20 protein-coding genes are annotated in these 25,803 nt (G+C 44.1%); 8 read left to right on the top strand and 12 right to left on the bottom strand.

Annotated elements, in window-relative coordinates:
- Positions 1-264: 264 nt before the first annotated feature.
- From JFC08_RS00335 to JFC08_RS00320, 4 genes are all read right to left on the bottom strand, one after another.
- On the bottom strand, positions 265-2,076 hold the full coding sequence (locus JFC08_RS00335) for an efflux transporter outer membrane subunit (RefSeq protein WP_198329276.1): 1,812 nt from the start codon (positions 2,074-2,076) through the stop codon (positions 265-267).
- The gene (locus tag JFC08_RS00330) at positions 2,073-5,303 is read right to left on the bottom strand and encodes an efflux RND transporter permease subunit (protein ID WP_045447025.1); all 3,231 of its coding nucleotides are present in this window, start codon (positions 5,301-5,303) and stop codon (positions 2,073-2,075) included. Before JFC08_RS00330 ends, JFC08_RS00335 begins: the two co-directional genes overlap by 4 nt.
- Positions 5,304-5,337: 34 nt before the next feature.
- Positions 5,338-6,735 carry an efflux RND transporter periplasmic adaptor subunit gene (locus tag JFC08_RS00325; RefSeq protein WP_198329275.1) on the bottom strand — a complete coding sequence of 466 codons (1,398 nt, stop codon included), beginning with the start codon at positions 6,733-6,735 and terminating at the stop codon, positions 5,338-5,340.
- A gap of 620 nt (positions 6,736-7,355) precedes the next feature.
- The gene (locus JFC08_RS00320; protein WP_198329506.1) at positions 7,356-8,348 is read right to left on the bottom strand and encodes a polyprenyl synthetase family protein; all 993 of its coding nucleotides are present in this window, start codon (positions 8,346-8,348) and stop codon (positions 7,356-7,358) included.
- Positions 8,349-8,932: 584 nt separating this feature from the next.
- Between JFC08_RS00320 and rplU the strand changes: the two genes are divergently transcribed.
- From rplU to lolA, 3 genes are all read left to right on the top strand, one after another.
- Positions 8,933-9,244, top strand: coding sequence for a 50S ribosomal protein L21 (gene rplU / locus JFC08_RS00315; protein ID WP_010199185.1), 312 nt, complete (start codon positions 8,933-8,935; stop codon positions 9,242-9,244).
- A gap of 91 nt (positions 9,245-9,335) precedes the next feature.
- A complete protein-coding gene (gene rpmA, locus JFC08_RS00310) occupies positions 9,336-9,593 on the top strand; it encodes a 50S ribosomal protein L27 (RefSeq protein ID WP_055123782.1) in 258 nt (85 codons plus the stop codon).
- A 453-nt stretch (positions 9,594-10,046) separates the two neighbouring features.
- Positions 10,047-10,733 (top strand): outer membrane lipoprotein periplasmic chaperone LolA, encoded by a 687-nt coding sequence (gene lolA / locus JFC08_RS00305; protein WP_198329505.1) that lies wholly within the window; start codon positions 10,047-10,049, stop codon positions 10,731-10,733.
- Between the two features lie 183 nt (positions 10,734-10,916).
- Here lolA and scpB read toward each other — a convergent pair whose 3' ends face one another.
- From scpB to mrdA, 8 genes are all read right to left on the bottom strand, one after another.
- On the bottom strand, positions 10,917-11,462 hold the full coding sequence (gene scpB / locus JFC08_RS00300) for an SMC-Scp complex subunit ScpB (protein WP_420825198.1): 546 nt from the start codon (positions 11,460-11,462) through the stop codon (positions 10,917-10,919).
- Between the two features lie 136 nt (positions 11,463-11,598).
- A complete protein-coding gene (locus JFC08_RS00295) occupies positions 11,599-12,405 on the bottom strand; it encodes a segregation and condensation protein A (RefSeq protein WP_227697583.1) in 807 nt (268 codons plus the stop codon).
- Between the two features lie 158 nt (positions 12,406-12,563).
- Positions 12,564-13,664, bottom strand: a complete 1,101-nt coding sequence (locus JFC08_RS00290; RefSeq protein ID WP_087815535.1) for a tryptophan--tRNA ligase — start codon at positions 13,662-13,664, stop codon at positions 12,564-12,566.
- Positions 13,665-13,819: 155 nt separating this feature from the next.
- Positions 13,820-14,911: an LpxL/LpxP family acyltransferase gene (locus tag JFC08_RS00285; protein WP_087815533.1), complete on the bottom strand. Its 1,092-nt coding sequence runs from the start codon at positions 14,909-14,911 to the stop codon at positions 13,820-13,822.
- A gap of 231 nt (positions 14,912-15,142) precedes the next feature.
- Complete coding sequence (gene rpsI / locus JFC08_RS00280; RefSeq protein WP_045451158.1) at positions 15,143-15,529, bottom strand: 30S ribosomal protein S9; 387 nt, start codon at positions 15,527-15,529, stop codon at positions 15,143-15,145.
- Positions 15,530-15,539: 10 nt separating this feature from the next.
- Positions 15,540-15,968 (bottom strand): 50S ribosomal protein L13, encoded by a 429-nt coding sequence (rplM, locus tag JFC08_RS00275; RefSeq protein WP_045447009.1) that lies wholly within the window; start codon positions 15,966-15,968, stop codon positions 15,540-15,542.
- 210 nt (positions 15,969-16,178) lie between these two features.
- Positions 16,179-16,865: a 16S rRNA (guanine(966)-N(2))-methyltransferase RsmD gene (rsmD, locus tag JFC08_RS00270; protein ID WP_045447006.1), complete on the bottom strand. Its 687-nt coding sequence runs from the start codon at positions 16,863-16,865 to the stop codon at positions 16,179-16,181.
- Positions 16,866-16,901: 36 nt separating this feature from the next.
- Positions 16,902-18,887, bottom strand: a complete 1,986-nt coding sequence (gene mrdA / locus JFC08_RS00265) for a penicillin-binding protein 2 (protein ID WP_198329273.1) — start codon at positions 18,885-18,887, stop codon at positions 16,902-16,904.
- A 478-nt stretch (positions 18,888-19,365) separates the two neighbouring features.
- On the opposite strand from mrdA, the gene JFC08_RS00260 reads away from it, so the two are divergent.
- The 5 genes from JFC08_RS00260 to ccmI all read left to right on the top strand — a co-directional run bounded on the left by JFC08_RS00260 (position 19,366) and on the right by ccmI (position 25,763).
- A complete protein-coding gene (locus tag JFC08_RS00260) occupies positions 19,366-20,700 on the top strand; it encodes a DUF445 domain-containing protein (RefSeq protein ID WP_198329272.1) in 1,335 nt (444 codons plus the stop codon).
- A gap of 534 nt (positions 20,701-21,234) precedes the next feature.
- The gene (locus JFC08_RS00255) at positions 21,235-23,265 is read left to right on the top strand and encodes a heme lyase CcmF/NrfE family subunit (RefSeq protein ID WP_198329271.1); all 2,031 of its coding nucleotides are present in this window, start codon (positions 21,235-21,237) and stop codon (positions 23,263-23,265) included.
- 1 nt (position 23,266) lies between these two features.
- Positions 23,267-23,926 (top strand): DsbE family thiol:disulfide interchange protein, encoded by a 660-nt coding sequence (locus JFC08_RS00250; RefSeq protein ID WP_198329270.1) that lies wholly within the window; start codon positions 23,267-23,269, stop codon positions 23,924-23,926.
- Positions 23,927-23,991: 65 nt separating this feature from the next.
- Positions 23,992-24,486 carry a cytochrome c-type biogenesis protein gene (locus tag JFC08_RS00245; RefSeq protein ID WP_372862127.1) on the top strand — a complete coding sequence of 165 codons (495 nt, stop codon included), beginning with the start codon at positions 23,992-23,994 and terminating at the stop codon, positions 24,484-24,486.
- Positions 24,483-25,763 (top strand): c-type cytochrome biogenesis protein CcmI, encoded by a 1,281-nt coding sequence (ccmI, locus tag JFC08_RS00240; protein ID WP_198329268.1) that lies wholly within the window; start codon positions 24,483-24,485, stop codon positions 25,761-25,763. Before JFC08_RS00245 ends, ccmI begins: the two co-directional genes overlap by 4 nt.
- Positions 25,764-25,803: the final 40 nt, after the last annotated feature.

Genomic DNA, 25,803 nt, shown 5'->3' with positions numbered 1-25,803 from the left:
TGCCAATATATGGCGAAATTGTTTAACCTAGAATGACTAGGCATCAAAAATTTCACTGCATATTGTCTAAAAAATAATGACTGCCAGCACCACATTTGAATGTTCAACAGACCCTAATAAGTGGATAAAAGTATGTGTAAGCTAATTTCTCTACTATAACTAAAAGCGCCTTACAAAAGCAAAAAGCCCTACCAAGTCGGTAGGGCTTTTTGTACTTATCGACTATCAATGTGAAGGAATTCACCTCACACTATTTATGAGTGTTTAAGGCTCAACGATCTGCGTGACCGGTACTTGCTCAACGCTGGTTTCGTTATACGTCGTCTGTTTGGTAACCACTCCTACGGCAGCATCTTTTTTGCCATCATTATTGACATCAACGACAGCGGTCGGCTCAAAGGTAGCCGTTTCCGATGGTTGCGCTTGTTTAATGGCGTTCGCTTCTTGTGCAGAAGCAACTCGCGCTGAGCTAGCCGCATCGATAGCATTTTCCGCTTTTGCTTTATTGCTACTGGCAGGTAGATTCACTAGTTGCACTAAGTTTTTATGCGGTACAGGAATCGCCGTTGGTACATCCAGATTAGCACCGCCACCCAGCACTTGGTATAGCTCGACTTGGCTCACAATTTTTTGTAGCTCTAAATCCAAAATACCTTGCTGCGTTGAGAACAATGAACGCTGTGCATCTAGCACATCTAGATAGTTGGCAATACCTGCTTTAAAGCGTGCATCTGCTATCTGGAATGTTTGTTCAAAGTTATCTTGTAGACGGTATTGTGCTTCGAGCTGCTCACCCAGTGTGGCTCGTGTCGCGAGTACGTCTGACACTTCACGGAATGCGGTTTGGATAGATTTCTCGTAGCCTGCGAGCGTTTGTTCACGCTCAATTTTAGCCACATCGTAATTGGCGTCTAAGCGACCAGCGTCAAAGATAGGCACGCTAATGCTTGGACCAAACGACCAACCGACAGCGCCGCTTTTGAATAAGTCATCTAAACTGCCGCTACTAACCCCAATGCTACTGGCTAAGCTGATAGACGGGAAATAAGACGCGCGTGCCACTTCGATATTGGCTCCAGCGGCTTTTAGGTTGTATTCTGCTTGCAGTACATCTGGGCGATAACGTAGCAACTCACTTGGTAAGCCTGCACTAAATATCTGCTGGCTAGTGATGTTGCTGACTGCTGGTGTTGGAATTAGATTGGTTGGAATCGGTCCACCCACCAAGAACTGCAAGGCGTTACGTGATTTTAAAATGCTGCTTTGTGCCCGTAGGACAGCAAGTTTGGCATTTTCTAATGACGCACTGGCTTGCAAAGATGGCAGCTTCGGATCAATGCCTGCTTCAAAGCGTTTATCAGCGATAAACAGAGACTTTTCACGACTCTCAACCGTGGCTTCTGCTAGCTTTAACTGCGCTAAGCTATAGCTTAAGTTGGCATAGCTCTGAGCGATGTTACTAATCAAACTGATTTGGGTCGAATCTTTGGCCGCTGTAGTGGCTAAGAAATTCTGTAGCGCTTGATCTTTTAAGCTAGCAATTTTGCCCCAAAAGTCCAACTCGTAATTAGCCAACCCTAGGTTGACGTTATAGCTACTGTTGGGGTTTTTGTCGGTTCTATTTTGTGCTTGACGCGTGTATCCACCATTACCATTAATCGCTGGTAGATCATTAAGATCGGTAATCTGATACTGTGCGCGTGCTTTCTCGATTGCTAAACGAGCACTTTCAAAATCTTTGTTGTTCTCTAACCCTAAAGCAATCAAGCCCTTTAAACGCTCATCGCTATAAAAATTCTGCCAGCGTTGACCCGCAATACTTGCTTGATCAGCGCTACTAACTGTTTCTTTATCGAATGCCCCATAGGTTTGTTCGATAGGGATATTTGGCTCAGCAAGCACAGGGCGCATATCTGCTTTTGGAATCGTGTTACAAGCAGCCATGCTCATCGCTAAAACGGTCAAGCCGATTAGGCGACCAGCATTTCTGCGCATATGTGAGCCCGCTGGTTGCGCAGTGATAGCAATATTTGCTACCGCTGCTGAGTTGGTGTTATATGTTTTCTGAACACTCATTGTGTATTGTCTCCAAAGCTTGCAGGCTGATAATTCTCAGAAGGCGTTGGGTTTTGCGGGTCAGGCGTACCATGACCATCATCTTTATCATTTGGTTTATTATTCTCGTATTTGTACGGGAACATACTACGTACCCAAATATAAAACATGGGAATAAAGAAGATACCTAACAATGTCGCGGTCACAACGCCACCGAGTACACTGGTACCAATGGCATTTTGACTGCCTGAACCAGGACCTGTGGCGATAAATAATGGCACAACACCCAGTCCAAAGGCGAGCGAGGTCATGATAATCGGGCGCAAACGTTGACGCGCGGCTGTCATGACAGCTTCTCTCAGACTATAGCCTTCCTCTTGGTGCTCTTTTGCAAACTCAATAATTAAGATAGCATTTTTAGCGGATAGACCAACGACTGTGAGTAGACCTACCTGCAAATAAATATCGTTATTAAAGCCACGTAGCCAAGTAAAGATGACTGCACCTAATACCCCAAGTGGAATGACCAATAGCACAGAGAAGGGGATAGACCAGCTTTCATACAAGGCTGCTAGACATAAGAATACCACCAAGATTGAGAGCGCGTATAGCATCGGCGCTTGTGCACCTGACTTTTGCTCTTCAAGTGACATACCCGTCCACTCATAGCCCACACCTTCAGGCAGATTCTCCATCATTGCTTCCATCGAACTCATCGCTTCACCCGTACTTAGACCAGGTGCAGCACTACCTTGAATATTCATCGATGGTAAGCTGTTATAACGGGTCAGACGCGGTGAGCCAGATTGCCATTCGCTGCTAGAGAACGCATCAAATGAAATCATTTCACCTACATCGTTGCGTACATACCATTTAGCAATATCTTCAGGATTGGTACGGCTGCTTGGTTCACCTTGAACAAAGACGCGTTTAATACGCCCGCGATCGACGAAGTCATTAATATAACTTGAGCCCCAAGCGGTAGAAATAACGCTATTAATGCTAGCAAGTGACAAGCCATAAGCAGCGGCCTGCTCTTGATTAATATTTACTTTTAACTGCGGTGCATCTTCTTGACCATTTGGACGAACGCCCGCGACTTTGTCGTTTTGCGCAGCCATGCCCAGCAGCATATTACGTGCTTCGAGTAGACCCTCATGTCCAAGGTTACCCGTGTCTTGAATCATTAAGTCAAAACCACTGGCGTTACCCAGTTCGGTAATGGCTGGCGGTACAATCGCAAATACTTGTGCTTCATTTAGTTGGGTAAAGAAGTAACCCATGGCGCGATCAGCGACAGCCTGTGCAGTGTTTTCTTCACCGGGACGATCAGCCCAATCCGATAAACGTACAAAGGCCAGTCCCATATTCTGCCCTTGTCCTGCAAAACTGAAACCTGCGATAGTAAAGACTGAAGCGATATTATCGCCTTCTTGGGTACTGTAATAATCACTGACTTTATCGAGCACTTCTTGCGTTTCATCAAGCGTCGCACCAGCAGGTAACTGAACCAAGGTAAACATAATACCTTGATCTTCTTCTGGTAAAAACGAGCCGGGAATACGTAAGAATACCACTGCCATAATACCGATAATGGCAGCATAAAGAATTAAGTATAGCCACTTCAAGCGGAAACTTTTGCCAACTAAATTCTCGTAACTACGGCTGACTTTATAAAACGAGCGGTTAAACCAACCAAAGAAGCCTTTTTGCTCTTCTGTATTGCCTTTATCATGGCTCTTGCTACGCTTGAGTAAGGTCACACAAAGGGCAGGGGTAAAGATAAGCGCCACTAAGGCCGATAGCACCATACTGGTAATTAAGGTGATAGAGAACTGACGATAAATCACACCTGTTGAGCCACCGAAGAATGCCATCGGTACGAATACGGCAGAGAGAATCAGCGCAATACCGATAACGATTTTACTAATCTCGCCCATCGATTGTACGGTAGCATCCTTAATAGAGATATCAGGATCTTCTTCCAAGATACGCTCGACGTTTTCGACGACGACGATCGCATCATCGACCAACAGACCGATGGATAGTACCATGGCAAACATGGTCAAGACGTTAATACTAAAACCAGCGATGTAAAGTACAGCGAAGGTGCCAAGTAGTACGACAGGTACGGCAAGAGTAGGAATGATGGTCGCACGCCAGTTCTGTAAGAAAACGAACATGACGATAAATACGAGAACAATTGCCTCAAGCAGTGTCATAACCACTTGTTCGATAGACAAGCGCACAAATGGTGTGGTGTCATAAGGGATAACGGATGTTAGACCTGCTGGGAAGTTTGCTTCCAGCTCTGCCATACGAGCCCCAACGGCTTCACGAGTTTCCAGTGCATTTGCACCACCTGCCAATGAAATACCAAGACCGGCTGCTTCTTTACCATTGTATAGCGACACTACGCCGTAGTCTGCACTACCAATCTCAACCTCTGCCACATCACCTAAACGCACTTTTGCGCCAGCAGTATCGGTTTTTAATAGAATGTTTTTAAATTCATCAGGCGTTTGTAGATAGCTTTGAACCGTGACAGTCGCATTGATAACCTGTTGACTGGTATCAGCAGGTGCTTGACCTAGCTGACCGGCAGATACTTGGGCGTTTTGTGCCCGTACTGCCTCAACCACATCAGCTGGCACCATGTTATAGCTACGTAAGCGCGCTGGATCTAACCAAATGCGCATGGCATAAGCAGAACCAAAAACTTGTACTTCACCAACACCTTCCACACGGCTTAACTGGTCAACAACGTTTGAGTTGACATAATCGGCGATATCCGCACGATCCATGCTGCCATCTTCAGAAATAAAACCTTGCACCATTAAAAAGCTGCTAGAGGATTTATTAACGTTGACGCCTTGACGCTGTACCGACTCGGGTAGTGAGCTCATGGCGGCTTGGAGTTTGTTCTGTACCTGTACCTGTGCAGTATCAGAATCCGTACCATTTTCGAAAGTGAGCGTAATGGATGCAGCGCCATTCGAGGAGCTCGATGACGACATATACATCAGCCCATCAAGACCCTTCATGCGTTGCTCAATAATCTGAACGACTGAATCTTCAACCGTCTGAGCATTAGCACCAGGATAGCTTGCGCTGACTGAAATCGTCGGTGGTGCAATACGTGGATACTGCTCAATCGGTAAGTTAATGACCGATATCACCCCGATGAGCATGACTAAAATAGCCATAACCCATGCAAAAATAGGGCGATTAATAAAAAAACGTGACATAGTATATTCCTAGTCTTCCTATCTTTGAATGGAATTAGTTAGCGGTAGACTCTGCTTGTTTCTGAGCAGTGGCATCTTTGCTAGCTGGCTTATCCATCGCTTTAGCAGCTTGCGGCGGCGTCTGGGCATTAGAGGCACCTTCTTTAGCTGGTGCTGGGTTTGGATTCTCTAATGGCTTAACGACCACCTCTTGTTCAGGCTTAACTTTTGAGCCGCCGATAACAACTATCTTGTCCCCTGCTTGTAAGCCGTCAGTGACAACCCACTGGCCTTTATAAGTGCCATTAATAGTGACAGGACGTACTTGGATTTTATTATTTTCATCAACGATGTAAACTTGCGTCTCACTTTTCGGTGTACGCATTACGGCGCTTTGCGGTACCAATGCAGCATTGGTAATCACGCTCTGTGTCAAACGTGCCGTCACATACATACCAGGCAGCAAGATGTTATTGCTGTTTGGGAAAATAGCACGCAAGGTCACAGCGCCTGTTGACTCGTCAACCTTTGCTTCAGATAAAGCAAGCTTGCCGCGTGCTGGGTAGACTGAGCCATCTTCTAATACCAACTCAACCGAATTCATACCCGGCTGTGCTTTGCCTTCAGCGATTTGCTGACGCAGCTTTAATAGCTCAGAGGATGATTGGCTGATATCAACATAGATAGGATCTAAGCGTGAGATAGTCACCAGCGGATCAGCTTGACCTGCGCTGACCAAAGTACCAGCAGTGACACTAGAGCGGTCAGTACGACCCGACAGCGGGGCACGTACGATGGTACGGTTAAGATCTAGGTTGCTAGCATCCAAACCCGCTTGAGCAGTTTGAATGCCTGCTTTTGCACTTTCGATGCCTGCTTGTGTCTGTCCAACAGCGGCGGCCGCACTTTGTACCGCTGCTTGTGCAGTACGTACTTGTGTTTGTGCTTGCTCATACTGCTGCTTTGAGATGGCGTCGATGCTGACCAAGCCTTGTAAGCGCTGTAAATCATTTTGCGCTTGTGCTAATGATGCCTGACGGCTGGCTAGCTCGGCTTTTGCATTGGCATTATTTGCTTGTGCTGTCTGGTAATTTGCTTGTGCTTGTTGCACTGCTGCCTGACCACTGGTGACAGAAGAAGCGTAGTTATCAGTATTGATACGATAAAGTGGCTGGCCTTTTTTGACGTTGCCGCCTTCACGGAACAATACTTCGTCAATAACGCCATTAACTTGTGGGCGGACGTCGGCAGTCTGATAAGCCGTGGTACGTCCAGAAAAAGTCTGTACTTGGGGTACAGTATCGAGCGTGACAGTCTGGACGTTAACAACCGCAGGCGGCATCTGCTGCTGTGCGGCATCTGCGCCAGCGGCGTCCTCGTTTTTGTCACAGCCAATCAGTACAGCTCCAGATAGTACAGATGCTATTACAAGCGCAAGAGTAGAGTGCTTCATCAATGTCCTCGGCAATAGGTATAAAATAAGTAATGACAGTATAAAAAGTTTATCAATAAATCTAAGCGTATTGAATATAAAAATGGGTGTTGATTCTAATGATCTTTACTTTCTCGGCTAAATTTGTTCTTAATAATATGAATTTAGCCAAACATCACTATTAGAATCTCTAATAGCAATATAAGTATCAAGTATCGGTGTAAGAATCTTAAGCATCAAAGCTGTAGCCAAACCACAACCTTGATTAGTAAAGTTAACGAGTAATTATAAACTATCGGGATAACCCCACAGTCAAGTAGTTGAGCGCAGGATTTATAGTTAGAAATCGTAATATCAGCTTTCGTGAATGCATTAAATGCTGTCATGGCAAGCGCCATCTTCACTAACAGCTAATGTACAGTCATACAACGGCCAATGAGAAATAATTGTAAACTTTTGTGAAAATGGCATAACCATATAGATTGTAAGGTCTTTAATGAATGATAAATAAGGTTTGCCAACAAAACAAAAACTTTAGCAACTATTAACTGTGACCATTAACACAATTACTCATCAATGGTCTTTACCAACAGCTAATGGCTGCTAGCCGCAAGTATTGACAGCTGTTACGACCATACTGACTACAGCAAGCGTGCGCTAGCCAATTCAGTCAATTGATATAAGCCTGTGCGATAACGATTGTCAGGTAACGTACTCAGTGCTTGTTGCGCCAGCTTGGTTTCTTCCCAAGCTCGCTGCTTACAGTAATCTAATGATCCTGAGCGGCGCACTAACTCAATAAGTTGTTCAGCGTTCGGTGTCTTTCCAGTTTGTACGGCGACACGCAACTGTTCATAGCCTTCGATGTCGCTGTCTTTGAGCAGCTCAAGCGCTTTGATGGTCGGCAGGGTTGGCTTGCCTTCAGCGAGGTCGTCTCCTAAATTTTTGCCCATTACCTCACTATCACCACTATAGTCGAGCACATCATCGATAATTTGAAAAGCATTGCCAAAGTGCTGACCAAAATCGCCTAAAGCCTGCATATGCTCTATTCTGTCTTGTAAAATTGCAGCGCCTTGAGTCGCCATCATAAACAGCCGCGAGGTTTTACCATCAATAATGCGCAAGTAATCCTCTTCTGTCGCAGCAGGGTTGTGCTGATGCTGGAGCTGCAATACTTCGCCTTCAGCGATATCGCAGGTGCCATCTGAGAATACTTGCAACAGTGGTAAGCTTTGGAAGCCAACTAATAAATTAAAGGCGCGAGCAATCAGATAGTCACCGACCAGTACCGCGGTGGCATTATCCCATGTGGCATTAGCAGTCGGCTTACCACGGCGCTGTCCTGACTCATCAATCACATCGTCATGAACCAAGGTCGCTGTATGCAGCATTTCAGTAATAGCGGCTAGATGCATGGCTTTTTCTGAGGGCTTGTCCTCAAACATGCGTGCACATAACAAGGTAATCAGCGGGCGCATGCGCTTACCACCAGCATTGATTACATGCTGTGAGACGCTCATTACCAGCTGAACTTTGGAATTAAGACTACCGAATACTTGCTTGTCCATAATCTCAAAATCATCCGCCACGATACTTTGAATATAAGCATAATTAGGCGTTGATTGAGTCATTGAATCTGTTTTATGTGAAGGGATGCTGGTCATAATAAATAGTCATATTAATAAGAATAAAGAGAATTTTTTATAGCCTTAGTTTTATAGATAGGTAAGGCATTATTTTCTATAATAGCATAGCTATGCCTTTAGATTGTGGGTTAAAACGTGCCTAAAACATCGCGCCTATCTTTTAAATAAGATTTACTATATATAGAAATTGACATAAAAACTGTAAAAGTTGGCTGAAATTTCACTAGAATTAATGGTCATTTATCGGCGACATTTAAGCTCATTTAAGAGATGTATAAAAGGCTGTAAGTCGCTGATTATATAAGTTATAATAGCCGCTATTATTATATAGTGTTTTTTTGTTGGAGTAGCATCTTGGATGCGCTCTTAATCAGCAGTAGATATAATAAAAAGTGAGGTGGTTATTCGTGTAACTGCCTTACAAAAACCAGTCAAACAAGTGAGATAGACGGCTTGCTTTTATGAGCAAAAAGCCGTAAAATCTTGCCTTTAATTTTTCCCTGTCGTGTTCGTCGTAAAAGCGTTGGTATAACATCAGCCACGGCACACGGGTTAAACGGAGTCATACAATGTACGCAGTAATCAAAACTGGTGGTAAACAGCACCGTGTAGTTGTCGATGAGTTGCTTAAAGTTGAACTACTAAAAGCAGAAACTGGCGCAACAATCAAATTCGAAGATGTATTGATGATTGTTGACGGCGAAACTGTCAAAATCGGTCAGCCTATCGTTGAAGGTGCTAGCGTTGAAGTTGAAGTGGTTGAACATGGTCGCGGCGAAAAAATCCGTATCGTTAAGCACAACCGTCGTAAGCATTATCACAAAGAGCAAGGTCACCGCCAATGGTATACCTTGTTAAAAATCAAAGCCATTAATGCCTAATTATCCACTTAGCAATTACTGCTAAATAGTGCACTAAACGCTTAAGAGTTATCGCATCAGCGATAAGTCAAATTAACAAGGAGATTTTCCCATGGCACATAAGAAAGCTGCCGGTTCAAGCCGTAATGGTCGTGATTCAAACCCAAAAATGCTAGGCGTTAAAATCTTTGGTGGCCAAGCTATCACAGCTGGTAACATCATCGTTCGTCAACGTGGTACAGAATTCCACGCAGGCGAAGGCGTTGGCATGGGTCGTGATCATACTTTATTTGCACTGAATGACGGTGTGGTAAAGTTTGCGACCAAAGGTAAGTTCAACCGTCGTTATGTAATGGTTGAAAGCGCATAATTGCCCATCTAGGTTGTTTTAGTCAAAGACTAAAATAATCCGATGACTAAAAAGCCTCTATTACCGTTTGGTAGTAGGGGCTTTTTTTAGTTATTTTCGTAGGGGTTATGGATACTAAATTGGCTTTATGCTGCTAAACAATATTAGTAAATAACGTTAGGAAATAATGAATAGTTAAAAAACTCACCATCCATGCGGTTTATTATTGTGTAGCCACTTATGATCACAAAAATGGTCAAAAGAGTAGTTACAAGCGTGTATGGCAGCGGTAGTAAAGATTGCAAATCATGACTAGGCGTGTAATAAAAAAACTGGCACACTGTTGTCATTGTTTATGAGCACCCGTTTTATGGTTGCTAGATAAACATTTATGGAAAACAAAAATTTTAATAAGATGTCTTATTTTTAAGCGACAATTTTTAAGCGATTATGCATTTTTAGAGAGGATTTATGATGACTTTATCAACCAACAAAACAACTTTAAAACAAAAAATGATGGGCGGTGCTTTAGCTGGTGTATTAATGACATCGCTTGGTGTTGCAGCCCCGATGATGGTATTGACACAATCAGCTACTGCTGCACCAGCTGATAACTTGACCGCTGCCAAACGTTTAAACAAGCTGCTGACAAATACCAAAAGCATGACGGCTAACTTTAGCCAAACGACCAAAGGTGCCAACAGTGGTACTTTTACGGGTACGATGAGTGTACAACGCCCAAATAATTTCCGCTGGGAAACAAAGTCGCCATCACAGCAACTGATCGTCGCTAACGGTAACTCCATGTGGGTTTATGACAAGGATTTAGAGCAAGCGACCAAGCAAAACGTTGACAGCCAAGTTGGCAATACACCAGCACTGCTGTTATCAGGCGACCCAAGCCAAATTGACAAGAATTTTAAAATTACCCAGCCATATGACAATAAAAATTACTACGTGCTGTACCCAAAATCAGACAGTGCCAGCTTTAAGAGCTTGTCAATGAGTTTTAGCGGTGGTAAGCCAGTGATGATGGTGCTAAATGATAGCCTTGGTCAAACCACCTCCATCAAATTTAGTGGTATCAAACTGAACCCAAGCATTAGTAGCAGTCAGTTTAAGTTTACGCCACCAAAAGGCGTTGATGTTATTAATCAATAACAGGTCGTTATCAAGAGCCAATTATTAATGGCTAATCAAAGACTTTATTGATTAAATAAAAAAGACAGATCCTATGCGGTCTGTCTTTTTTTGAATAAAGGTTCTCTGGAAAATAATGCTAAATCTCTTCTATACTATGTTTTAAATGCTTAATGATTTATAAAGGGTTCACGCTCTAAAGGCTTAAGACATTGCTTTGATGGCGCTTATATCTGGCATCGGTGGTAACTCGCTCAACTCACTCAGTCCAAAGGCATCTAAAAATTGTGGCGTGGTATGTAGCAATGCTGGGCGACCCAAGGTTTCTTTGTAACCTTTCTCTTCAATCCAGCCTTTATCAAATAGTTGACGCAGTATATTGCTTGATAGCGTCACACCGCGCACGTGTTCTATGTTGCTACGAGTCACTGGCTGCTTGTAAGCAATCACACTAAGCGTCTCAAGTAAGGCTTGGCTCAGGCGTTCTTGGCGCTGCGGGAAGACGCGTTGAATTAAAGCACTATAGTTATTCGCGACTTGCAGTCGATAACCGCTGGCAGTTTCGTGCAAGCTTAGCACGCCCATATCCAAGCGCTGTCTTAGTAGCGCCAAAGCCTGTGTTAGCTCTTTAGCCGTTAAAGACAGGTGTTTTCTTAAGACAGTGGCGGTTAGGGGCGTCTCTGACGCATGTAATAGCACTTCGATATGCTTGCTTAAGTCTTCTAGATGCTGTCGCTGTTCATCGGTCAATGACAGTAAAGCGGTAGATAATGAGGATGGTTTGTCATGATCTTGCTTGGTATTGTCAGTATCTGTCATTAGAAAGCGACTCTTTTTAAATGATAATGTGTATCGATATTTATAGGAATAGACAGATGGATAATAACTATGCCAACCACTGTAACGTTAAGGGTTTAATATGACTGTCTTCAGCATCATTATTGTCAGTAGTAGGATGACTTTTTAAATCAGTATTTACGATACCAACCAACTGTCGTTTTATCAGCTCTAGTATGGCGACGAAGCTGACAACCACACCTATTTTACCTTGTGTTTTATCTAGTAGCTCATAAAAAGAGTGCTCACCATCCGTGCTGAGCTGTCGGCTAATACTGGCAATACGATCAGCAAGGGGAACAGCATCGACTTTGATGGTATGCATTTGATAATCGGGCTGCAGTTGCATTTTAAATAGGCTGTCAATCAAAAGGTTTGGCGAATAGCTAGGTAGTTCAGCATTCATGACGTCTTGACCGGGCATACTGACCATGGCCAAAAACACATCACGCTCAAGACGCACCAGATTATCTAAGCGTTGACTGGCTACTTTGATTTGCGCATATTCTTCAAGGCGCTCAATCAGCTCTGCTTTTGGATCACGTTCATCGCTCGGAGTTTCAGGCTTGGGTAGCAACAGCTCGGTTTTAATGGCAATCAACGTGGACGCCATCAACAGATAATCGCCTGCCAATTCAAAATGCTCGGTATCTAATTCGCTGATGTAAGCCAAATACTGCTCAGTAATGGGCAATATCGGCATTTGGGTCAGATCAACATTATTTTTTTTGACCAAATATAGCAAGAAATCTAATGGTCCGGCAAACTGCTCAAGCCAAATGGCAAAGGCTTGCGGCGGCACATAGAGATCTTCTGGTAGATGTTGTACGGATGTCTGGTAAATGCGCAAAGACATATCATTAATAAATGAGCCGTCTTGTGCGCGCTTAGTATCTAAAGAATCAGAGGCTTGAGGTACAGTTAGAAGAAGAGCGGCTTTTGGTAAAGCCGATTGTTCATTTTTTAGCTTAGTCTGCACGCTTAATATCCATCTTGGCTAACATAATCAAATGATTATTTAATTTTGGCAAGTGGACGGATACCAATCGCACGGCGCGCTTTATCTAGTTGCTTACGGCTATGACGACGGGCTTTTTCTGCACCCATTTGTAAGATTTCTTCTAGCTCTTTTGGGTTAGCCATAAGATGCTCATAACGCTCGCGGAAGGGTGCTATTTCCGTATTTATTTTCTCAAACAACGCTTGTTTGGCATCGCCCCAGCCGATACCAGCGGCGAACTGCGCGCGCATATCAGCAATTTCTGTAGGAGTAGCAAAGGCTTTATAAATCTCAAAAATAGCAGAGTCATCAGGGTCTTTTGGCTCAGCAGGTAACTGTGAGTTGGTCACAATTTTCATGATGGCTTTATGCATCTGTTTTTCGGCGCTAACTTGTGGATTAGAATCACCAAATAGCGGAATGGTATTGCCATAGCTCTTACTCATCTTGCGACCATCCAAACCCGTTAGTAATGGGATATCGTCATCTACGACCGCAGATGGTAAGGTAAAGAGCGTTTTATAGCGATGATTAAAGGTACCAGCAATATCACGTGCCATTTCAACATGTTGAATTTGGTCGCGACCGACAGGTACATGTGTGGCATTAAACATCAAGATATCTGCTGCCATGAGTACAGGGTAGCCAAACAACCCCATATTAATACCTTGGTCAGGATCGACGTCTTCTTTTTTCATATTAATATCAACAGCTGCTTTATAAGCATGAGCACGATTCATTAAACCTTTGGCACATGAGCAGTTCAAAATCCAAGCAAGCTCTGGTATTTCCGGCACATCTGATTGACGGTAAAAAGTGACGCGTTCAGGATCCAGACCACAGGCAAGCCAAGTCGCTGCAATGGCTTTGGTCGATTCATGAATAATAGCAGGATCATAACAGCCGATAATGCCATGGTAATCTGCTAAAAAAAAGAATGCTTCGTCATCACTGTTTTGGATAGACTGAATGGCTGGACGAATCGCGCCAACGTAATTTCCTAAATGCAAGGTACCCGTCGGTTTGATGCCCGTCAAAATGCGCTTGGCTTGCGTTGAGTGATCAGGAGCTTGGTTATTAGAACTTTGGTTATCAGAAATATGAGTGTTATTCATGGTAAATCCATTATGTGGTTCATCAAGGTTTTATTTATAAAAGTTTTGTTTTTCAATTTGTTATAAATTCATTGTTATTTATATGTAAGTAATATAAAAAATATAAGCTGCAAAGTATAGCAAATTTTCTGGCGATCTTTCGTAGCAATACACGCTTACTTATAGATATCAGTACGACCATCAGGACCATTTTTGAAACGACGATGGAACCACATCCACTGAGTGGGATCAATACGAATCAACCCCTCTAGCAACTCATTGACTCGCGTCGCATCAGCCAATTCATCGTTACTTGGATAGTTTTTAATTTCTGGGGTAATCGTTAGATGATAGTGCGGGCGTTTGCCTTTGGGTAAGCTGTCTGGTGTCTGCCGGTAAGTATGCAGCGCCATCAATGCGGGTGGATGTGCCTTGTCACCCAATTTTGCCATGCGCCGTGATGCTGTAATAGTCGCTGCTGGCACACCGAAGAATGGTGCCATGACGCCTTGTTTTAGACCATAATCTTGGTCAGGTGAGTACCAAATCACGTGACCAGCTTTAATTGACTCAACAAAACTGCGCATGTCACGACTGGCTATTTGCTTGCTAAGAATACTGGCACGACCATTGTAAATAAACCAATCAAGTAGCGCGTTATTCTGCGGACGATACATCCCATCCATCGGAAAAAATTGCGTACAGAGCATGCCGCCCAGATCAAGCATCGTATAATGAGCGCCCAGTAAAATGACAGGACGACCCTCATTCTGTGCATTGACAACGTGCTGTAATCCTGAAATTGAAACGGTACGAGTAAAAACATTTGGACGATACCAAGCACATAAGGTTTCAAACACACCAATGCCCTGATTGACAAAGACTTGTTTTGCCATCAATTCGCGCTCGACGTCTGGCTTTTCTGGAAAAGCCAGTTTCAAATTGATAAGCGTATCACGCCGACGTGAGCCTGCTATTTTATAGATAAATATGCCAAGCTGACGTCCCAGCCAAAACTGCCAACGTAGCGGCAAATATATGATGGGTAAGATCATTACTGCCAATAGCCAAATGCCCCAATATTTAGGCAACAAAAACTGCCATTGAAAAGGCTTTTTTTCGATAGGTGCTGTGCGCTTATGATTTTGGGTAATCGTTGGCATGCCAGCAGGTATCGCTGGAGACTTAGCAGGCTGCTGCGTACTTGATGGTGGCAGGCTGCTTTTGGTAGATGGTTTGCTGGGATCGTATTGTTCAGGCGCTTTCATAAAATTGTTACTAATAATGAAAAGTTATCATCATGATGGGGTAGTCAGCATTGCTTTGCAAGGTAAGTTACGCACAAAATCACGAGCAAATGCAAAAGTCATCAGCCATAAAAAAACCTTATAAGCTGCGGACAGCTTATAAGGTTTTGCAAATCTACTCTTTTCTTTAATATTGTGACTGTCGCTCTGAGATAAAGACAACAGCCGCAAAAAGATAAGAGATAGCTTTGATTAACGTTTCGAGAATTGTGGACGTTTACGTGCTTTACGTAGACCCAATTTCTTACGTTCAACTTGACGTGAGTCACGAGTAACAAAGCCAGCTGCTTTTAGTGCAGGTTTGTTGGCTTCGTTTAGCTCAATCAATGCACGCGTGATGCCGTGACGGATTGCGCCAGCTTGACCACTAATACCGCCACCTTTTACAGTGATGTAAAGGTCATAAGCAGTAGGTGAGTCAAGTAATTCTAGAGGCTGACGAACAACCATACGTGAAGTTTCACGGCTAAAATACTCATCAAGTGGCTTACCGTTAACAACGATGCTACCAGTACCTTTAGCTAAAAAGACACGAGCAGTAGACGTCTTGCGGCGACCAGTTCCGTAATTGCGTTCCATAAGTATATCCTTAGATGTCTAGTTCTTTAGGTTGCTGTGCAGTATGTGGATGTTCAGTACCCGCATATAGCTTCAGCTTCTTGATCATCGCATAGCCAAGAGGGCCCTTTGGAAGCATACCCTTAACTGCTTTGTGTAGAACATCTTCAGGCTTATGTGCAAGCAACTTACTGAAGTTGGTTTCCTTGATACCACCTGGGTAGCCACTGTGACGATAGTATTTTTTATCTTGCGCTTTTTTACCCGTTACCGTGATTTTATCAGCATTGATGACAACAATGAAGTCACCAGTGTCAACGTGCGGCGTAAAAGAAGGCTTATGCTTGCCACGTAAGCGACTAGCGATTTGAGTGGCTAAGCGACCAAGGGTTTTGCCGTCAGCATCTACGACATACCAGTCATGGGTCACTTCAGCTGGTTTTGCACTAAGTGTTTTCATGATAAAACCTTAAAATTAGAATTCGTTGAGAGTTTAGCTGGGAACGGGGCTCTCAAAAAACAGACTGCACATTATAAGCAGTAGTGCCTACGCTTGCAAGCTGCATTGGGGTTTATTTTCGCCTTATATACATTAAACTGCAGCGTTGGCCAGTTTTTAGCGGTTCTAAACATTTGTAAAATTTGTTAATGGCAGGCATTAACCCGACAATTATGACGATGATAAACGATAAAGTCCAGCAACAACTTGTCCAACCTTAGTCTGTTTCACACATTCAAAGCGGATTATTTGCTGAATAGTACCTGATTGGATATCTGGATTTTTATTAAGCGTCTCTTCCATTTGCTTTAATTGGCTCTCTAAATCTTTATCCGCTTCTAGATAAATCAGGGTTTCACTATCAATTAACGACTGGGTAATCAATGCCATTAAAATAGGTTGCCACAGATCTTGAGCATACGGTGGATCGATGAATACAATATTGAAAGGGCGCGGAACAATCTGCTCTTGCATCAATACTCTTTCTGCAGTGCCTTGGATAATTTGATGGGTATCAGTGCTCAGATGCAACTGTTCAGCACTTTGACGCAGCATATTACTTTGCGCAGGATTTATTTCGATAAAGGTGGCGTGCGCGGCACCACGAGACAGTGCTTCAAAACCTAAGACACCGCTACCAGCACAGCTATCAAGCACATAAGCGCCATGAATATCAGGAAGTAGCCAGCTAAACAGCGTCTCTCGCAAGCGATCTGGGGTCGGACGTAGACCCTCTGCGTCGATAAAACGTACAACACGGCGTTTAAACTGACCACCAATGATCCGCACGTCGCCCGCAGCTATATTTTTGCTTTTATGATTGTTCCTATGCTCGCGGCTGCTTATAGATTTTTTCATAATATTTATATTTACCGTATCTCGTTTAGCGTATTTTTACTCAGAGGTCGTGGTGGCTGTGGCTGCTTCCAACTCTGCCTTTTCTTCTAGCGCTTTTTCTTCTTTTTCACGCTGGGCATCAAACATCAATTTTTCAAAAGCTTTTTGGCGTTTGATGACTTTTAGTTGATCAGCTGTTGGTGGCAAGATAGGGTCGTTTTTGCGCTGTAATATCCAGTAGTCAAATAGTGCGCGACCGATGGGTGCAGCAACCACACTACCACCGCCACCATTTTCGACCAGTACTGCGAGCGCAATCTCAGGATTTTCTACGGGTGCAAAACCATTGAACCAAGCATGATCCCAGTGACGTTTGTCTATGGCAGATTTATCATAGCGTTTGCCTTGCGCAATGGACTTGACTTGCGCAGTACCCGTTTTACCCGCAATACGATAGCGCGGCGTATAAATCCCACGTCCGGTACCTGCCTTGACGGTTTCTTCCATCGCATCGTGCATACGTAGCCAGTCAGATGGTTTGCCGTTATATTCGATTTTACCATCAGGTTTGGTGATTACATTAACTTGTGCTGCACCATCGCTACTTTTTAGTAGATGCGGAGTAATGTGATAGCCTTTGTTCGCTGTCATGGCGGTTGCATTGGCAATCTGTAATGGTGTGGCTAAGAAATAACCCTGCCCGATACTGACTGAGATGGTTTCGCCCGGCAACCAACCTTTATCATAGGTATCTTTTTTCCATTTTGGTGACGGCATAATTCCTGATTTTTCATTGGGCAAATCAATACCTGTTGGTTCACCAAATCCAAAACGTGCCATCCAATCGTGTAGGCGCTGGATGCCCATCTCATAAGCCAATTTATAATAATAGGTATCCACTGACATCACGATAGATTTTTTAAGATCTACCGTACCGTGACCACCGCGTTTCCAGTCACGAAATCGATGTGAGTCTCCTGGTAAGCTAAAGTAACCGGGATCATAGATAGTGGTTTCCCAATTGCGCAGCCCATAATGAATGCCGCCTAAGCCTTCAAAAGGTTTAATCGTAGAGCCGGGTGGGTATGTCCCTTGTAGCGCACGATTATAGAGCGGCTGATCCAGATCTTCACGCAGATTGCCATAATCTTTAAAGGAGATGCCTGAGATAAAAGGGTTGGGGTCATAGCTTGGATTACTGACAAACGCCAAGACATCACCATTTTTTGGATCGATTGCCACGATAGCGCCGCGACGACCGTCTAGCTGCTGCTGGGCGACTTGCTGTAAGCCATAATCTAAGCTCAGCGTAATGTCATTACCAGCTACGGGTGGTTTAGTGTCTAATTGACGCAAAATATTGCCAAGAGCATCGGTTTCTACCGACTGATAACCCGGTTGCCCTAGCAATATGTCCTCGTAATAATCTTCGATACCGATTTTACCGATAAGGTCAGTGCCAGCGTAGCGATCTTTGTCAATGCGTTTGGTTTCTTTATCATTGATACGCCCAACATAGCCGATGACGTGCGCAAATAGCTCGTCATAAGGGTATGAACGTGTCAGCTTACTTTGAATGGTCACACCGCGAAAAAAGGGTTTGCGCTCACTAAACTGCGCCAATTGGGCATCGGTTAAGTCAATTTTGATGGTCACAGGATCGTTTTTGCTTTTACTCAGTCGCGCTAAAATATCGGTAATATTCTCATCTGTTAGCTCAAAAATAGGCGCAAGCAAATTTAGCGTACGCTCTGGATTTTCGACTTCATCAGGGCTTAACATGGCCGTAAATACGGGCTGGTTGTCTGCCAATATGATCCCATTGCGATCATAAATATAGCCGCGGCTGGGCGGTGCAGAGATCAGTTTAATACGGTTATTGTCTGCTTGCGTCGTATACTTATCGTGCGCATAGACTTGCAGGTAACCATAACGCACGATCAAGCCGCTCAATCCAATAAATATCAGAATTCCAAGTATAATAATACGACTGGTGAAAACACGATTGACCTGTTCAGTATTGGGGGTTAGCGGTTTATTCATAGAAAGTAAGAGCCCAAACGGTCAGTGAGTCAATAAAAGAGAGTAAAAGGGCAGGGTCGTTCACCAAAGTGCGGCGAGCATAAAGGATAATAATAAGAATTTCAATTACATGGACTGATATGAGTTGAAATAATAATCCCTCAATCTATATACAGCGATGTGTGGTCATACAATCACAAATTATAACAGAACAAATGAGCCGCCGCAGTACACCGCCATTTATTTTGTGGTCGTTATTATCTAAAGCGCCTGTAGATGATATTAATATTGTTACTATCGAAAGTAATAGTAAAACGTGTCATCCCTAGTCACAACTTACCTAGGCTCGACGTGTGCTAATGAATGGCAAGTATGCTAAAATCAGGCGATTTATTTGATAATAATTATCATGGGCAGAGCGGCTTTTTGTTAAGCGTTCTAATTTGCTAATCCTTTTTAATTAGCGACGACAATTAACCTGTCAGGGGCAAGATAAGTCATGGATGCAACTTCATTGTGGCAGACAATAGCTGAACACCCAGAGTTTTTTGCCATGCTGACTATTCCGCCTGTGACTGCATTTGTCACATGGATACACGTGTGGATGGCGCTTAAAATGCTGTTCTATCCGATTAAGTTTCGGGGTATTCGTATTCCAAACTTTCCGTTTTTTGGGTTGCCGGGTATTGGCTGGCAAGGTATCGTCCCACGAAAGGCTGGCAAGATATCAGGCGTTATCGTAGATCAAACGCTGTCAAAGCTTGGCTCGCTTGATGAGTTTTTTCAGGCGATGGAGCCTGAGCAGATGGCGGTATTCATCACGGATACCGTGGACAAAAACCTTGAAGCATTGATCGATGAAATTATGCTGGACCATTCGCCAGCGCTGTGGGGTAATCTGCCTTATGCGTTGAAGCGCCGTGTCTATGCTCAAGCGCATCAAGAGCTGCCCAATATCATGCAGTCTTTGGTGACTGACTTGACCCATAACGTCGAAGACTTGGTTGATATGCGCAAAATGATTGTTAACACGATGGAAAGTGATCGTCGTTTAATGGTCAATATGTTTTTGAAGGTTGGTCAAAAAGAGATCGATTTTATTTGGCATATCAGTGCTTTGATTGGTTTGGTCTTCGGTATTATCCAAATGTTTATATTTTTGGTGGTGCCGCAGCATTGGACAGTGCCGTTTTTTGCCGCGATTTGGGGCTTTCTTACCAATTGGATTGCTATTTGGATGGTGTTTAATCCTGTAGAGCCGCGATTTATTCCTTATGTGAAGTTTTTTGCTGTCCAGAGTCGCTTTCCCTTTATTAGACCGCAATTACCACATATCGCCCAGTATCGTTTGCAAGGCGGTTTTATGAAACGCCAAGAGGAAGTTTCTGAGGTTTTTGCTGAGATTGTCGTAAAAGATTTGGTGACGCTTGAAAACATCATGAATGAGATGATGTATGGCGACCGTGCTGCACAAACGCGTGAGTTGATGAAGTCGCATTTATATAAAGTGTTAGAGTCGCCAGTGATTAGTACGACACTACGCCTAGGCTTGGGTCGCCGCGAATATGGACAGCTAAAAAACACCATCATTGATAAGTCGATTGTTGCGACAATGGTGCCATTGCGAGATCCTGAGCTCAATGAAAGCCGTGCCAGTAAAATATTTGGGCTGTTTCGTGACCGTATTCGCGCGCTGACGCCAAATGAGTTTCAGAACTTATTACGTCCCGCTTTTCGTGAAGATGAGATGACATTAATCGTGTTGGGTGGTTTGACAGGGTTTTTAGCAGGCTGGTTGCATTTGGTCTTAGTGTTTTTTCCTGCGATTCAGTAATGACATATTTTTTATATCTTTATACACATCGCATACAGAGTGGATACAGAAACGTGACAAGTTGACGCTAATGTACCTTGCTGTAAGCGCCCTCAGCTGCAATGGCTAATGGCGCTTTTATAATAAATAATACTAGGGCGTGTTGAATATTCGACCATGGCACTGATAGAGACTATTTTTTTAGACAGTTCGACGTTAAAAATAGTAAGTTTAGTCATTCTAAGCGTCTATTTTTAACCATGAAATGGTAAAAAAGAGTCCTGTCTCTTCGAGCTGATGTGAAAACTGCCTCCCAGATCTATATGAGCAGTGCGTTATAAACCTAGTTAAGGCACGAGCATTACTGTCGTTTTACGCTTTGTCTAGAACAGTTTTCGCAATCAGCAGTGCCTATTTGTGAATGTTTAATACGCCCTGATAAAGACCAGCAGTATAAATACTCGTAGTAACGATTACTGGATGCTTTCGAATATCCTAAAAAACCAATCCCTAGAATAAACAATGACCGTATTAAGGTAAACAAGGTTAGACCGTATGTTAATCACAGAATTGGGTTATTTTGCCTTGCTAGCCGCCTTTATATTGGCGATTTTGCAGGTGGTATTACCAACCGTCGGTATTATGCGTGACCACGTTGCGTGGCAGCGTTTGGCACCAAGTCTGGCGTGGGCACAATTTGCTGCCATGATCACATCATTTGCCGCGCTGATGGCAGGCTTTTATTACAATGACTTCAGCCTCGTCTATGTCACTCAGCATTCTAATACGCTGTTGCCTTGGTATTATAAGCTGTCGGCAACTTGGGGTGGTCATGAGGGTTCATTGCTGCTTTGGATGACCATCATGGCTACTTGGTGTGCGCTGGTCTCTTACTTTAGCCGTGGTTTGCCACTGTCTATGCGTGCGCGAGTGTTGGTCATTTTGGCTGGCGTACAGATGATGATGCTAGCGATGCTGATTTTTACCTCGTCGCCATTTGATCGTACATTGCCAAATTTACCTGTTGATGGTGCGGATCTAAATCCTGTGCTACAAGATTTCGGTTTGATTATTCACCCACCGATGCTGTATATGGGTTATGTGGGTTTGGTCGTGCCGTTTGCCTTTTGTATGGCGGCATTGTGGGAAGGTCGTTTAGATGCAGTGTGGACACGCTGGTCGCGTCCGTGGGCATTGGCGGCTTGGGGCTTTTTGACCGTTGGTATCGCGCTTGGCTCATGGTGGGCCTATTATGAGCTTGGCTGGGGTGGTTGGTGGTTCTGGGATCCAGTAGAGAACGCTTCATTGATGCCATGGCTGGCTGGTACCGCGCTGTTACATTCGCTTGCCGTCACAGAAAAACGTGGTGTCTTTAAAGCATGGACGATTATGCTGGCGATTTTTGCTTTTGCACTCAGTCTATTGGGCACCTTTCTCGTGCGTTCTGGCGTTATTACCTCGGTGCATTCGTTTGCCGCTGACCCAACGCGTGGTCTGGTCATTCTAGTCATTCTCGGTGTGATCATCGGCGGTGGCTTGTTGATGTTTGCGGTACGTGGTTGGCGTTTAACGGTCGAAAGTCAGTATCAACTGATCTCACGCGAGTCATTTTTAGTCATTAACAACGTTATTATTTTGATTTCGACTTTGGTCGTGCTACTCGGCACGCTGTATCCTATCATTGCTGACTCCTTTAATTTAGGTCAGGTGTCTGTCGGCCCTCCTTACTTTAATGCGCTATTTGTACCGCTAACGTGGCTGATATTAGTGGCAATGGGTATGGGCTCGAACATTCGCTGGAAAAAAGACAGCCGTCCGTTATTGGGCGCTGGTATGGTCATTGCAGCCAGTAGTTTAGTGCTTGCAGCAGTTATCACGTATTTTGTGAGCCCGTCTGCGATGCTTAATATTGGCGTTACCTTGGCGGTCAGTTTTTGGGTACTGCTATGGATGGTGGTTGATTTCAAAGACAAAACCAAAAACGCACCCAATTTTGTTAAAGGGTTAAGCCAGTTACGTCTGAGCTATTGGGGTCAACAGATCGCTCATATCGGTGTCATTATTGCCGTCATCGGCGTCGCATTTACCAGTACGTTAAGTATTGAACGTGATGTCGCGCTTGGACCAAACGATAGCGTTCATGTCCAAGGCTATGACTTTACCGTTAAAGGCTTTCGTGAAGTCAAAGGCAGTAACTTTGATGCCACCCAAGCTGAGGTTGAAATTAGCAAAGATGGCCGTGCTGTGACCACTCTGTATCCTGAAAAACGTAATTACATCATTAGTATGATGCCAGTCACAGAAGCCGCGATTGATGCTAGCCTCATGCGTGATGTTTATGTGGCACTTGGCGAACCTATCGCCGAAGATAGCAATGAATGGGCAGTACGTATTTATGTGAAACCGCTTATCCGCTGGATATGGCTAGGCGCTCTGATTATGGCGTTTGGTGCAGTATTGAGTATTCTTGATCATCGCTATCGTATTAAGAAAACCAAGACACCTGCACAAATTGCGGCGAATAAAGCAGGCTTTACCACCGTTGCCGATTTGGATGCGTCAGCATTAAAGACAGGGGATAATTAATATGAGCACATCAAAGCAATCCCCTGAGCAAAATGCAAAGCAAGATAAGGTAGGTGGCACGAAAACCATAAACAAAAAGCAACTTAAGCTATGGTTTTTGATTCCACTGATCGTTTTCATTGGCTTAATCATCATGCTATATCTGCGTTTGGGTAAGCCGACGGATATCGTTACCAATACGGCACTTGAGCGCCCAGTGCCTGCTTTTGAGCTGCCGTTATTATCAGATACCAGCCGTATCATGACCAATGAGAATTTACCTGATAAGCCCTTTTTGATGAACATTTGGGGCTCTTGGTGCCCAACTTGTATTATTGAGCATCCTTTTCTTATGCAACTAGAGGAGCGCGGTGTCAATCTGGTCGGGGTCAACTATAAAGATGACATTGGTGATGCTCTAGGCTACTTAAACCGAGGTGGCGATCCGTTCTCGATGTCTATTCAGGATTTATCTGGTCAGTTTGCTTTGGACTTAGGTTTGACGGGTGCGCCTGAGACTTTCGTAGTCGATGGTAATGGCATTATTCGTCAGCACATCATTGGTGAGATCAATGAAAGCAACTGGCAAAGTCGTATTACGCCTTGCTTGATGGTGCTCAATGAAGCCAATAATAATGACGTCAGTCCAGATCCGACTCAGGTTGCGGAGGCGTGTAAATGATAGCCAAAAAAATAACAGCCGTTACGTTAAAAGTCTCGAGCTTATTAATAGCTTGTCTAATAAGTATGGCAAGCTATGCTGCTATTGAGGTCTATGACTTTGATTCTGTGCAGCAAGAAGCCCAATATCGTGGTCTCATCGAAGAGCTGCGTTGCCCAAAATGTCAAAACCAAAATCTTGCAGGATCGGATGCGCCCATTGCTCAAGATCTAAAGCAAAAAACCTATGATTTGATAAAAGACGGTCGTAGTGATGGCGAGATTCGTGCTTATATGCAGGAACGTTATGGCGATTTCATCACTTATAAGCCGCCTGTCCGTCCATCAACGTGGATTTTGTGGTTTTTTCCACCACTATTACTCATCAGTTTACTCATAGGCTGGTTCTGGCAAAGCAAACGACGTCAGCTTGTCGCTAGTGGTGAAAGCGGGGTAACGGTCAATAGTACGGCTGCTGCTCTGTCTGCTGCTGAAAAAGCCGAGATTGATCGTCTGTTATCACGTGCTTCGAGCGATGACAAAAACGACCATGATATTACAAGCCTCAAGGACAAAAAATGACCATATTCTCTACTGTGGGCTTATTTATTGCTCTAAGCTTACTCATCGCCTTAATACTCGCTGTTATTACCATCATGCCTTGGCTGCGAGCGTCACGCTCGCCAGAAAAGTCTATGGACAATCAGCTGTTGGATATCAACGTTGCTGTGTTCCGTGAGCGTTTAGCAGAACTAAAAACAGATAAAGACAATGGCACTATCGATGACAGCCATTACCAGAACCAAAAACTGGAGCTTGAACGCCAGTTATTGGATGCTCAGCGTGAAGTCACACCGATGGTCGCGCCTGGTATCAAAAGCCGATTGATCATTACTGTCTGGGTGCCAGTCCTCGCGGCGATGGCGTATTTGATGGTCGGCGATCGTACGCCTGTGTTCGAGCTTTGGGCAGCTGAAGACAAAGTGGGTCAAGTGGCTGATGATTTATTAACGGGTAAGATTGATCAGCCGCCTGCTTGGGCGATTGAAGATGGTCAACAGCTGATTAGTGCCATGCAGACCAATGTCTATCGTCACGCTGATGATCCAGATCGCTGGATGCGTTTATCAGAATTATTCTTATCATTAGAAGCCACTGACTCCGCAATTGAAGCCTTGTCGCGTGCTTATCGTTTGTCACCAGATAATGAAGAGATTGCAACCACTTATGCACAGATTAGCTTCTTTGCCAATAAAGGCCAATTAGACGCTAATAGTCGCCGAGTGCTACAAGATGTGTTGGCTAAAAATCCAGAGCATGAGGGCGCGCAAATGCTCATGGCAATGGGTGAGGCACGGAGTAGTAATTTCGATCAAGCACAAGGCTGGATTAAGCGTCTACGTGACAGTATTGCGGCTAAACCTGGTGATCATACCAAAGCATTGGCGAGTCTAGATGAGCTAAGTGCTAATGTCACCGCTCAGCAACAGCAAGCCTCTGAAGGTGTTGAAGTGACTGTTACGATTAATGCTAGCCTGCTGCCGTTAGTCAAAGCCGACGATGTGTTATTTGTCGCCATACGTGATGTCAATGGTGGACCACCATTTGCTGCCAAACGTTTGCCGATCAGTGTTATCAAGCAAGGTGAAGCCAGCATTAGCCTAAGCGATTTGGATGCCATGATGCCTGAACGTACTTTGAAATTGGCGAGAGCGGATAAAGTTCAGTTGGCTGTCATCGCTCGTATCAGCCATAGTGGTACTGCCAGTGCAGAGTCAGGGGATTTGTCAGGTAATCCTGTGGTAATTAGTGCGGAACAAAATCAGGTCAATGTTGAAATTAATCAACAAATTCCATAGTATTTATATCTGTTGTTGTCAGCACCTCTGACGTAAGCGC

It is taken from the genome of Psychrobacter cibarius, from assembly GCF_016107535.1.
GTDB classification, from domain to species: Bacteria; Pseudomonadota; Gammaproteobacteria; order Pseudomonadales; family Moraxellaceae; genus Psychrobacter; species Psychrobacter cibarius.
This window is presented reverse-complemented; position numbering and strand designations above follow the sequence as displayed.